7 protein-coding genes and 5 pseudogenes are annotated in these 12078 nt (G+C 58.1%); 10 read left to right on the forward strand and 2 right to left on the reverse strand.

From position 1 onward, the window contains the following. Window positions 1–250: 250 nt before the first annotated feature. From QA643_RS25235 to QA643_RS25280, 10 genes and pseudogenes are all read left to right on the forward strand, one after another. Window positions 251–1261 (forward strand): biotin carboxylase N-terminal domain-containing protein, encoded by a 1011-nt coding sequence (locus QA643_RS25235; RefSeq protein ID WP_283028565.1) that lies wholly within the window; start codon window positions 251–253, stop codon window positions 1259–1261. A gap of 1 nt (window position 1262) precedes the next feature. Further along, window positions 1263–1571: a hypothetical protein gene (locus QA643_RS25240; protein WP_283028566.1), complete on the forward strand. Its 309-nt coding sequence runs from the start codon at window positions 1263–1265 to the stop codon at window positions 1569–1571. Beyond that, complete coding sequence (locus tag QA643_RS25245) at window positions 1553–2089, forward strand: carboxyl transferase domain-containing protein (protein WP_283028567.1); 537 nt, start codon at window positions 1553–1555, stop codon at window positions 2087–2089. Before QA643_RS25240 ends, QA643_RS25245 begins: the two co-directional genes overlap by 19 nt. Beyond that, entirely contained in the window at window positions 2086–2580 is a 495-nt protein-coding gene (locus tag QA643_RS25250; protein WP_283028568.1) for a carboxyl transferase domain-containing protein, read from the forward strand. Before QA643_RS25245 ends, QA643_RS25250 begins: the two co-directional genes overlap by 4 nt. After that, entirely contained in the window at window positions 2580–3212 is a 633-nt protein-coding gene (locus tag QA643_RS25255) for an NYN domain-containing protein (protein WP_283028569.1), read from the forward strand. The genes QA643_RS25250 and QA643_RS25255 overlap by 1 nt, the downstream gene beginning before the upstream one ends. Window positions 3213–3676: 464 nt before the next feature. Further along, window positions 3677–4680: pseudogene (gene trpD / locus QA643_RS25260) on the forward strand (anthranilate phosphoribosyltransferase). A gap of 15 nt (window positions 4681–4695) precedes the next feature. Next, window positions 4696–5310: pseudogene (locus QA643_RS25265) on the forward strand (indole-3-glycerol phosphate synthase TrpC); the annotation flags it as partial. 176 nt (window positions 5311–5486) lie between these two features. Continuing rightward, entirely contained in the window at window positions 5487–6278 is a 792-nt protein-coding gene (locus tag QA643_RS25270; protein WP_283028570.1) for a flavin reductase family protein, read from the forward strand. 1451 nt (window positions 6279–7729) lie between these two features. Continuing rightward, window positions 7730–8323: pseudogene (locus QA643_RS25275) on the forward strand (AMP-binding protein); the annotation flags it as partial. Further along, window positions 8317–8939, forward strand: a pseudogene (locus QA643_RS25280) (MFS transporter); the annotation flags it as partial. The pseudogenes QA643_RS25275 and QA643_RS25280, both read left to right, overlap by 7 nt. Before the next feature lie 543 nt (window positions 8940–9482). Here QA643_RS25280 and QA643_RS25285 read toward each other — a convergent pair. After that, a pseudogene (locus QA643_RS25285) lies at window positions 9483–10649 on the reverse strand (FAD-binding protein); the annotation flags it as partial. 319 nt (window positions 10650–10968) lie between these two features. Then, on the reverse strand, window positions 10969–11811 hold the full coding sequence (locus QA643_RS25290; RefSeq protein ID WP_283028571.1) for an electron transfer flavoprotein subunit beta/FixA family protein: 843 nt from the start codon (window positions 11809–11811) through the stop codon (window positions 10969–10971). Window positions 11812–12078 lie beyond the last annotated feature (267 nt).

Genomic DNA, 12078 nt, shown 5'->3' on the forward strand with positions numbered 1-12078 from the left:
AAGTGACCAATGTCGCTACGTGATGTCAGTCCGATACACTGATAAAGGAAAGGCAGGCCCGAGATGAGGTTCCGACAACGAACCGGCATCTTCGATCGCTCGCCTCCGGACTAGCTCCCCTCCTCATCAGCAGTGCTAATAGCTCCGCATGTGGCGTTGTGACATGTGACCGGATGTGGTGCTTGAGAACAACGTCACTCAGTTACGAATGTCGGGCCTCCCGACCTCATGCAATCCTTTGAGTAGACGAATGTCCAAATTATCCTTTGGCACTGTCCTGATTGCCAATAGAGGCGAGATCGCCGTACGCATCATTAAGACGTTGCGCAAACTGGGGCTTCGCTCTGCAATCGTCTACCACGATGTCGATACGCGGACGCCTGCCGTTTCCATAGCCGACATGGCAATTCCCATCAGCGGCCGTACGCCCGTCGCAGCTTATCTCGATAGTGCGCAAATAATCGCAGCCGCCCGTAAGGCGAACGCAGGCGCGCTGCATCCGGGGTATGGGTTTTTATCAGAGAATGCGGATTTCGCCAGAGCCGTGATGAACGCCGGCATTGCGTTCATTGGGCCGGCTCCGGAGAGCATCGAACTGATGGGCGACAAGATCCGCGCCCGTAACTTCGTTCGGCGGAACGGCTTTCCGGTCGCGCGGTCAGCGATCGAAGATGACCATCCAGCGACTTTCGTTTCCAGGGCCAGTTCGATTGGAGCTCCTATCCTGGTGAAGCCATCCGCGGGAGGCGGCGGCAAGGGCATGCGGATCGTGCGCGATCTTGATGGCCTGGAGGACACGATTGCAGAGGCGCGCAGTGAAGCGCAGCGACATTTCGGGGATGGCCGGCTTTATATGGAGCGATCATTCTCCCATCAGGGCGACGGTTGCGGCCTCCTTACCATCTCCGGCGAAACCGAGCCGGTCAGGTTCGCGATCGACGGCGATACGATTCATATGCATTTCCGCGGCAAGATGCGCATTTTGCGCTACCGAGACCTGTTGCGATCGTTTGCTTCAGCGAATGAGAGATCGGATCATCTAGTGGCCGGCGCGCCGATGCCGGGCGTGACGGTTACCACCAGGGTTTCACCCGGCCAACCCCTTTCAGCAGGCACGGCGCTGATGATGATTGAGAGCATGAAATTGGAAACCGTCATACGCTCTCCAAATGACGGCGTCGTCGACCGGATTCACTTTAAACAAGGCGATAGCTTCGAGCGAGACGCGGTGCTGATTACCCTGTCGGAAGCAGGACGCTGAGATGCAGCGGATCCCTTCTCTGGTGGATGTCAAGTCGCAAGAATTTCGGCTGAACGAACTCCACAACAGACGACTTGCGGCCGAATTGAGCAAGCGCCAGCGTGCCGCTCGCTTCAGCCGTCCCGAACGGGATCTTGAGCGCCTGCGGCGGCAAAGCAAGCTGATTGTTCGTGATCGGATCGATGCCTTGCTCGATCCCGACACGCCATTCCTCGAGCTTTCGACGCTGGCCGCTAACAAAGCTTACGACGGCGAGGTTCCTGGCGCCGCACAGTCGTCGGAATCGGCATTGTGGCGGGTCGCGAGGTGATTATTCACGCGGACGATGGCAGCGTGAATGGCGGGGCATGGTATCCGCTCTTCGTCAAGAAGATCGTGCGGGCGTTGGACATAGCGATCGAGAATCGTCTCCCCGTCCTTCATCTGTGCGACTGCGCCGGCGGATTCCTACCTTTGCAGGCGGAGTTCTTCGCGGTCCGCTACTACGCGGGACGACTCTTTCGCAACCAATCCATTCTCTCGAAGATCAGAGTGCCGCAGGTCGCCATCGCAATGGGACATTGCACCGCAGGAGGGGCCTACGTCCCGGCGCTTAGTGACTACAACATAATCGTTGAGGGCACGGGCGCGATCTTTCTCGGTGGCCCTCCAGTCGTGAAAGCTGCCACGGGCGAGACAGTTTCTGCCGAGGAGCTTGGCGGCGCTCACATGCACATTAGCGTGTCGGGTACGGGTGACTATTTCGCAAGCTCATGCGAAAGCCTCTATCTATCGAGCCACTCCAGAGCCGTGAAAGGCGTGGTATCACCAAAGATGGCGCCAAGATGATCATGGCCGTATCTGGTGCCTCGGTGCCCAAATTCACAGTCGTTTGCAATGGCTCCCACGGAGCGGGAACCTACGCTATGGCGGGACGGGCTTTCGACCCACGATTTATGTTCACCTGGCCGCAGTCTCAGATCTCTGCGATGGGCGCGGAGCAAGCGGCAGGCGTGCTCACCCATGTCAAGGCAAGACAGTTGGCCCGTGAGGGTGGACGCCTCTCTAAGCAGGAGTTAGCAGCCATTCGAGAGCCTATTCTCGAAGAGTATCGGGAACGATCGAGCGCCTATTATGCAACCTCCGAAATCTGGGACGACGGCATTCTTGATCCGGTCGACACCAGAAACGCGCTCGCAATCGTTCTTAGCGCTTCCGTTAATACTCCCATTGAGGCGCCACTCACGGCGTCTTCAGAATGTAGCGATCTTCCTTCTGAAAATGCCTATCGTCTCCGCCGCGTCAAAAGCGAACACCAACTCGAGCTAGTAATCCACTGATGTCATCCTCTTCAAACAAAATCGCGCTCTTTATCGATGGCGCTAATCTTTACGCGACCGCCAAAGCGCTCGGCTTCGACATTGATTACAAGCGCCTGCTCAAGGAATTCCAGAGCCGCGGCACGCTGTTGCGCGCCTTCTACTACACCGCGATCATCGAGGATCATGAATATTCGTCGATTCGGCCCTTGATCGACTGGCTCGGTTACAACGGCTACACCGTCGTTACCAAGGCAACCAAGGAGTTCATCGACGCCTCCGGCCGCCGCAAGCTCAAGGCCAACATGGATATCGAGCTCGCGGTCGATGCCATGGAGCTCGCGGATCATATCGACCAGATGGTGCTGTTCTCCGGCGACGGCGACTTCCGCTCCGTCGTGGAGGCGGTGCAGCGCCGCGGTGTACGAGTCACGGTCATCTCGACTATTTCAACCGAGTCGCCGATGATTGCCGACGATTTGCGCCGGCAGGCCGATGTTTTCACTGATCTTGTGGAGCTGCAGTCGAAGCTAGGCCGAGACCCGTCCGAGCGGCCGGCGCCGCGCGAGTCGCGTCATCATACCCCGCAATTCCTGCAGCGGGAGACGGTGGCGCCTGGAGGCGGCGATGACGACTTCGACAATCGCGACTGATGTCACAGTTGAACTAACGCTCAGCAAGACCATTCAAGGGCTTGAATCTTACTTAGTGTCAGGTTGTAGGCTTGGAACTGACAATGACCGAGCCTACACGATACAACCCGACGGGGCGTCGGTTGTGGCGAGGTGACATCCGTCCGCACGAATGACAACTCTCCGCTACGATCGCAGTCCTGTTCTTCTGGCCTCTCCAAATATTGAAAAATCTCATCATGATTTCCGTCCTCGTGGCAGTTGCAATCGCAGCTTGGTGCATAGAGTGGCAGCTTGTATCTTCGTGTACAGAGTGGTCTCAGGATCAACGAGCGAAATGCCTGGCCCTTATGCCTCCGTTGATTTGCCGGTACAAATCGGCAATGACCGAAGCTCTGCGACGCCGCTCAAATTGGGGGGTATTGGCTGCAGCGGAAACCAGGTGCTGTGTGCACGAATGCTAATGTACAATTGAAAGCTGCTCGATGGATGACCTCAAATCGCTTATTGGCAAAGTTGCCAGAGGGGCTACGCTGACCCGCGGGGAAACGGCATTCGCCGTCGACAGCATGGTGGCTACACCGTCGCAGATGGGCGGGCTCCTGATGGCGCTGCGGGTGCGCGGCGAGACGGTGGAAGAACTCACCGGCGCGGCTTCGGCGATCCGCAGTAGGATGCTGCGAGTCATTGCGCCGCACGATCCCGTTGACATCGTCGGCACGGGCGGCAACGCTTCTGGTTCGGTCAACGTGTCGACCTGCACCGCTTTCATCGTCGCGGGCGCTGGCGTACCGGTTGCCAAACATGGCAACGTTGCCCTGTCCTCGCGCTCGGGCGCCGCTGACGTATTGGCGTCCCTTGGCGTGAGGATCGACCTCGCCCCTGACGAGATTGCTCGCTGTGTGCACGAAGCCGGCATTGGCTTCATGTTTGCGCCAGCTCATCATCCCGCCATGAAGCACGTCCACCCGACCCGGGTTGAGCTCGCGACCCGCACCATGTTCAATCTGCTCGGACCACTGTGCAATCCGCTCGGCGTGAAGCGACAGATCGTCGGAGTGTTTTCGCGAAAATGGGTGCTGCCTTTGGCCCAGGTCCTGAAAACTCTCGGCGCTGATTCTGTCTGGGTCCTGCACGGCTCTGACAGACTTGATGAGATCACCCTCACCGGCCCGACGTTTGTTGGCGCGCTGCAGACGGGTGAAATCCGCACCTTCGAGGTGACGCCGAAAGACGTCGGCCTTCCCCCTTGTGACAGCGAGGACCTGAAGGGTGGCAACGCCGATGCGAATGCGGCCGCGCTGCAAAACGTGCTCCACGGCACGCCCAGCCCGTATCGCGATGTCGCGCTTCTCAACGCGGCCGCCGCATTGATCGTGGCCGGTCGCGCCACAACTTTGAAGGAAAGCGTCGTCCTTGGGCAGAAATCGATTGATAGTGGTGCCGCGGCGGCGCGATTGAACGCCTCATCGCGGTCTCCAACGCTTGACAGCCGAGTTGGCTGATGTCGGACATTTTGACCAAAATCGAAGCCTATAAGCGCGAAGAAGTCGCAGCGATCAAGCGCGCGCAGCCATTTTCAGAAGTAGAAGCGCGCGCAGCCCATGCGCCGGCTCCACGCGGCTTCATCAGCGTGATCCGCCATAGGCACGCGGCAGGTGAGTACGCCCTCACTACCGAAATCAAGAAAGGCTCGTCCTCCAGGGGCCACATTCGCGCCGACTTCGATCCGCTCTTACTTGCGAAAGCCTATGAGGCGGCCAGCGCATGCTGTCTCTGGGCCTTGACAGACAAGCCACCTTTCCTGGGGCATCTCGATTACATGGTTGTCGAGCGCGGCGACAACTCTGCCGGTGCGACGCAAGGACTTCATCTTCGACACCTACTAGGTGGCCAAGACGCGAGCCGATGGCGCGCAGTGCATCCTAGTCGTCGGGGCGGCGTTGAACGACAGCGCTGCCCGCGACATCGAAGCCGCCACTCTGGCGCAAGGCACCTGGTCGAGATCCACGACTGGCTGACACTCGATCGAGCCCTGCCCCTCCGTTCTGGAATCGACAACCGCAACCTGCGCAGCTTCGAGACGACAATTGCTAACCAGCAAAGCGCAGGCGCCACGCGCTTGTCGCGGCGGAGGATGTGTCTCGTAGCATTCTCTGCCGAGCTGACCGCGGCTGGAGCGCCACCCGATAGCAGACCGCGCTGACAGCGAAAGCCCCAGCAACGCGTCCGGCCGAGATCGCCGATACGCCAGCGGGGCTCGCTTGCGTGCTGTCGCGTTAAAGGAGAAACACAATGATGTCCTCGCGAATGATCACAGAACTCGGATCCATCGCAAAATTCGAACTCGTGCTTCGGAAATTTCGGGAGATGATCGATACAGACAATTCGATCCCACCCGAGTTGCGGGACTCGCTGCACACGACGCTAGATCAGCATCTTCTTTCCGCGAGAAAGCGCCCTCTCCTCACGACCGGCGGGCAAGAAAGGCGATTGCGATCGCCAATCAAGCAATCACCGCATCGTAAACCCACGGAATCGAACACCAGTCCGGAAGTTGGCTACGAGTTGCCAACGTCGCTGAGCACGAACAAAATTAAATCCATCGACCCGATCGAGTTTCGGCAAGCGATGGGAAATCTGGCGAGCGGCGTCGCCATTGTAGCGGTCGGAACAGCCCTGGGACGGCGCGGGTTAACGGTAGGTTCTGTTACCTCCATCTGTATGGAACCGCCCTGCTTGCTGGTCGGTATTAATGCCTCTTCTGAGACTCACGATGCGATACTCGCAAACGGCCGATTTGGCGTTAGCCTTCTCGGTGGCGATCAGCGGGACATCGCACTGCGTTTCGCTGGCCGGGATGGTGCCAACGGCGTCGACCGCTTCGATACTGCGGCGTGGGATCAGGGCGTTCTCGACGTACCGATTCTGCAAAGCGCAGTGTGCGTGCTTGAATGCGTTTTGCATCGCCACCAAGTCGTTGGCACCCATGGGATCTTTATGGGCCGCATTGTCGCGACGCGACCAGGTCAAGGCACTCCACTCATCAACTTCCGGCGCCAGCTTCGAACGTTACCGCACGGGTGAGTGCAGTTTCCTTGCCCCGCAGCTATTAGGCACGAACTGCGGCTAGCCTCATCTTCCGAGCCACAAAGTTCGGGTTAATAATGATCATAGAATAGCCGTCAGAATGCGGCGCGCACCTGGCGGAGCCCTTCGATCTACATAGGTTCAAGGGTCTTGAAAGGCGCAGTGACGGCTAATTGTCTAGCCTCGAGAGGACTCACCCCACTAGACCAGGACAATGCCATGGTCCCTATTGATGGTTGACCTTTGCCTTGCCGCTCTTAGGCGATCACACTTCTGACGGACCCTACACGAAGATGACGGCAGCGCCCCCAAGTACGGCTGGTCTTTCGCACCCATCAAAGGAGATTTCTAAGGCGAAGCGCTTCAATTCACCAAGAGGTCGCTCGCATCTCGCAACTTCGTGCCTTGCATGGAAGTGGTGCTCAATTTCCCATCACTTAGAGGCGAGCAGCATGCGTGCGGCGAGAGCAACAGTCACGAGAACGTGTCAGCTTAGCGGCTCCTTAAGATCTCGGCGTAGCAACCCGCTCTCCGAGTTTTTTGAGGAATGGGGCTGCTTTTCGCTTTCTTTGATCGCACTCCTGGCGCGACGAGTTTGGACATATTCACATGAGCAATCTTAAAAGAGGGCTTGAAGCGTACGTAACGTCAAATTGTATGACGTCAAAGTAGATCGCGTGCCGGCTTTCTTGTATCAGAGGTCCGAAAGAAGTTCTGTCCGCACAGTTCACCTGGGAGCTCGTATGCCGGCAAATCGCGGAAACGCACAAAGATCGACCCGGCTCCAGAAGTATTCAACAAGCTTCTGCGACCATTGTCGCTCGTCAAGATTGGCGCGACATTTCAAGAATGCACGGTACCTCGGAGCGGCAACGTGAAAAAACGGGACGGCGCCAAGAAGGTGTTGCTAGTCGATCACACTGAAGGCCAATGTCGGGCGATTGTTGGCTTTAAGAATGGAGATCGGGCAATCCCCTATATGTGCGGCGAGCCAGTATTGCGAAAGCCGCGTAAGAAAACGTCGTCGTGGTGCTCTTATCACCATCGTCAGGTGCATGCAGCTCCTCTCGAGCAGTACTTGAGCAAGATTCCATTTTCGATTCGGCTACCACAAGCAAATCAAAAGCGCGGCGCTCAAATCTTTTGTATCCAGGCAATACGCTTGAGCCGACTTTGGCGAAACCGGAGCTTACGTCGACCAGGGAACGTAAAGAGCGGCGCAGACCTCTGTCCTGCACGGGTCCCTTCAGCTTCTCGCGCTGTTCAGGAGCTCGCAAGCTGCGATCATTCTGACCGGACACTACAAGCTTGTTGGATTGCGCAGCTCGCGGATTAAAAGCAAGGCAAGCGACGACGTAATCCTGATCTGCCAAGCGGGTTGGGAGTGCTTGGCCCTGATGCCGTTGGGAGAGAGATACTGTACAAGCCTAAGACGAACTGGACGATTGATGGTAAATCTCTGCACGCTGATTGAGCGCAACGCGGCGTTTGCTCCCGACAAGCCTGCAATTCATTTTGAAGGCGAAACCTTGAGCTACGCCCGCGTCAATGAGAGGGTCGAGCAGGTCGCGCGCGCCCTAAAAAGCCAGCTGGGTGTCGGAAGTGGCGATCGCATCGCGATCCTTAGCCTTAATCGACCTGACTATCTGGTGCTGCTCTATGCGTGCGCGCGGCTCGGCGCAATGCTCGTGCCATTGAACTGGCGGCTTGCGGTCGCCGAGCAGCTTTTCATTCTGTCCGACTCCGCTGCCAAAGTACTGGTGCTTGAACACGCCTTCGAGGGTCTTCTGCCCGAGTTAGCAGAGCAATTGCCGGATACTTTCCTCGTCAGCTTCGACTTTGCGCCGCTCGGTGGCAGCAAGTGGGATGGCCTATTGGACAGAGGCCGCGGTAATGGACGCAATCCGGAGGCGGACATGTCCTGCCCGCTTCTGATCGTCTATACCTCTGGCACAACAGGGCGGCCGAAAGGCGCCGTGCTGCGCCAGGAAGCCCTGCTGTGGAATAGGGTTATGAGTCAGCACATGCATGGCCTCTCGGCTGCCTAATCACTCCGCTTATCTTCTTCCTGCGCCGGACGCTGGAGGAAACGCCGGAATTTCTCGCAATGAAGAAACATCCCACGGTCCGGGAGGTCTTTGCCTCGGCACTCGCCAACTGGCGCATCGTTATTCTCGGCATGATGATCGCGGTCCTGACAACAACGACCTTCTATTTGGTCACCGTTTACACGCCTACATTTGGCAAGAGCGTATTGAAGCTGTCCTCCCAGGATGCGCTCTTAGTGACGCTCTTGGTCGCCCTGACCAACTTCATCTGGAACCCCATCGGCGGCGCCGTCTCTGATCGGATCGGCCGCAAGCCGGTTCTGCTAACAATTGCCGGGCTTGCGTTAGTGACTACCTATCCGGCATTGTACTGTTGGTAAGCGGCCCCACTTTCGGCAAGATGCTGGCAGTTGAGATGATGTTCTCGTTCTACTTCGGTACCTATAGCGGTGCCATGCTAGGCGCTCTTGTCGAGATCGTGCCGAACCATGTGCGCACTACCTGCTTCTCCCTTGCCTTCGCACTTGCGGCCGCGTTGTTTGGCACATTTACGCCATCCGCCTCGACTTGGCTGATTGACCGCACCGATGACAAGGCTTCACCCGGCCTCTAGCTGATGTTGGCAGCCGTGCTCGGCATCATCGCGGCGCTCACCGTCTATCTCGGGACCGCCGAGCCGTCAAAAGTTGCCAAGTCCGTCGCAGCCTGAGCCAGCTGACAGATCTTTAAGCGGACAAGCCACGTCATTGGCTAGCTGGCTAATTCAGCGCGGTGCCCATGTTCGCGCTCTACGGACGATGATCAACCGGGTGCTCGACCGCGCTCCAGCTACCAAGCCACGTGTCTACATCCTGCCGGGGGTGCTCTATGCCGATTCATTCACCCAACCACCGCTGTCTCCACCCGCCCTGGGCCAGTATCGACGCACTGTGCGGCTGATGCAGGCGGACGTGACCTGCCCATCGACATCATCTTTTCTCAGTTGTTGGCGTCGTCGGAACGTTGATGATCGTCTTCGAGCCTATGCCGAACGCAACGAGGGCCTCTCGCTAGCGAAGCGATCTGCCGAGCTTCCGTTAGCGACTCGCGTCTATCCTGATGACCACCACGGCCGCCGTGCTGACAAGGTCGATTTCTCCGCCTCCAGCGCGTTGTTGACACGAACGAAGTTCTGTATCGCCTTCGAGACGAGCTGCTGATACGTGAGACGAAAGTTTTCCGGCTGCGTATGCAGCGGGGCGAGCATGGCATGCTTTTTCGATTGATTGAAGCACTCATCCAACATCTTCTTGTATAATGAAAGGCTATCCGATCTTATGAGATCGCCGCGCGACTTCGCCCGGAAGATCGCTTCTGCCGCAATTTTCCCCGAGGTCATCGAAGCGTTGGCGTCTTCGTTGGCGGCAGCCCCGACCACCAACCAGCCCTTGCCATAGAGCCTCGGTATGGTGTTGTAGCCACCTTTGGGAATGAGGTGTGCGGAATACTCCCCAAAGTTCGAGCCATCGATTAGGCGTGCGATCGATGGGTGACGCTTGAACCGGTCGAGTAGTTCGTAAGGTGTTTCGCCGGTGCGCTGGAACTCGGAGACAAGGCAGGCGATGCCGAGTGAAAGGCTCTCCTTGTTCGCGTAGATGAAACCAATGGCTGTCATGCCGTGCGAGATGTTGCCGGCGGCCTCGATCACGACGCCTTTGTTGCCCTTGAGATTGAAACGGCCTTCGATGGCCTCGCGGGGCAAACAGTGCATTTCTTTCACCGTCAGCGCAACCTGGTCGGGCTCCGGCCTGTCGCGCAAGCCCGCACGCGTGCCGAGCAAGCCGTTGACGCCCTCGGCGAGCACTACCACATCGGCGTGGATGATGCCATCTTGGCGGTCGGTACGTACACCAATGACGCGGCCGCGGCGGTTCTGTGCTAGTTCCGTAACGGTGGTTTGGCACAGGACTGTGGCACCCGCCTCCCTTACCTTGGATGAGAACCATTTGTCGAAATGGGCGCGGAGAATAGTGTAGCGGTGCGAACGCTCGTGGTTGAAATCGTCGAAAGGATAGCGCAGACCGATAAGAGAGCAGTCATCCAGCATCCAGAACCGCTGCTCGGCTAGATAACGCTCGAGCGGTGCGTCCTTACGGAAGTCCGGGATTAGCTCGGCCAGGATATCCGCGTGCAGGATTGCACTCTGGATGTTCTTCGATCCAGGATATTCGCCGCGCTCGAACTGCAGCACCTTCATGCCGCGCTTGGCCATGGTCAGCGCCGCCGCGTTGCCGGCCATTCCAGCGCCAACCACGATTGCATCGAACCTCTCTTCAATCATGACCCTTCTCTCTTGTTCAGGGAGGCACCTTTGTAGACAATGTTGGCGCCGTAAGAGGGGTGCGAACGTGGCATTGCGCATCGCGTGGCGCTCGGAGCCGAGCGCGACGCCGGCGACATCGACCTTCAGCTTGTCGTGCGATCGGTCCCCATCAGTTGCCGAACAGGAGATGCATCTGCCTTAGCGCCTGCTCGATGCAGAGCCAGAGGTGATTGCAGATCTTAAAATGCTCCGCCCGCTCCTTCTTGCCGGCGGCACGAGCTCCCCCATTTGACGCGGGAACTATTATTGCAGTGCTCATCGATAAAAGTGCTTCGGATCAGATATCGCCGGTCAGGGCTGCAAGGTCGGCTTCCAGCCTAGGCTGGTGCTTGAACATGGCTTCAATCAACGCTTCTGCCGGCTGCTCGGCAGGGTCTACCAGCACAGCTTTCTCAGCGCGCGCAGGTGGCGCGAAAACGCGCTTGACGAGTGTCGGCGAGCCTTTGAGACCGCATTTTGAGACGTCTTCGACATCGACGTCCTGGGCGCTCCATTTCACGATGAGGGCCCGGGCGGCACGCAAAGCGTCCGCCATGGTGCCGCGGCGGATCTGGTTAGTCGCCTCCAGCATGGTGATAAGACAGGGCAGTCTTGTCCGCAGCACCTGGACCCCGCCTTCTGAGCGCCGCTCCGCTTCAATGGTGCGCGCGGTGAGATCGAGGGCTCTGATCTTGGCGACATAGGTGAGTTGCAGCACTTGAAGCCGCTTCGCGATGCCGGGCCCAACTTGCGCGGTATCGCCATCGATGGTCTGCTTGCCAGTAAAGATGAGGTCGGGCTGGCCGTATTCCTTGCCGATCTTGCGGATAGCAGTCGCCAGCGTGTAAGTTGTCGCCAACGTGTCCGCGCCTGCAAAGCAGCGGTCGGTGAGCAGTACGGCGCGATCGGCGCCAAAGGTCAGTGCCTTGCGTAAGGAGTCCTCCGCCGACGGCGGTCCCATTGTAAGAACGGTGATCTCGCCACCAAATTTATCGCGCAGCTCGAGCGCGGCTTCCAAGGCAAACAGATCATAGGGGTTGATGATGGTCGGCACCCCTTGGCGCATTATCGTGTTGGTCACGGGGTGCACACGGATCTGCGCGGAGTCTGGGACCTGTTTGATGCAGACGACATTGTGCATGGGCTCCTCCAGCATTGCGTTGGCCGGCAAACCAACAGCAAGTGTTGTACCATTGCGCCGATCTCGAAAACGGGCAGCAACACAAGGGTTTGTGCACGTGTCATGAAACTGTCATGTACCGTTCCCCAGCGCCGCAATTACGACATTCGTCGCGAATGCGACAGCACCGTGAACACCAGCTGATTGACCGATAAGAGCGCCGCCTGAACCGGTACGCGGCCTTGTTCGCTTCAACACACACGCGGATCGCCTAGACTCTGCGAATAG

The sequence above is a fragment of the Bradyrhizobium sp. CB3481 genome (assembly GCF_029714305.1).
Classification (GTDB): Bacteria; Pseudomonadota; Alphaproteobacteria; order Rhizobiales; family Xanthobacteraceae; genus Bradyrhizobium.

What these genes read in the sequence shown, in the direction of transcription:
- QA643_RS25255 (WP_283028569.1), top strand. Translation starts at nt 2,580, where the DNA reads ATGTCATCCTCTTCAAACAAAATCGCGCTCTTTATCGATGGCGCTAAT.
- QA643_RS25235 (WP_283028565.1), top strand. Translation starts at nt 251, where the DNA reads ATGTCCAAATTATCCTTTGGCACTGTCCTGATTGCCAATAGAGGCGAG.
- QA643_RS25250 (WP_283028568.1), top strand. Translation starts at nt 2,086, where the DNA reads ATGATCATGGCCGTATCTGGTGCCTCGGTGCCCAAATTCACAGTCGTT.
- QA643_RS25290 (WP_283028571.1), bottom strand. Translation starts at nt 11,811, where the DNA reads ATGCACAATGTCGTCTGCATCAAACAGGTCCCAGACTCCGCGCAGATC.
- QA643_RS25240 (WP_283028566.1), top strand. Translation starts at nt 1,263, where the DNA reads ATGCAGCGGATCCCTTCTCTGGTGGATGTCAAGTCGCAAGAATTTCGG.
- QA643_RS25270 (WP_283028570.1), top strand. Translation starts at nt 5,487, where the DNA reads ATGATGTCCTCGCGAATGATCACAGAACTCGGATCCATCGCAAAATTC.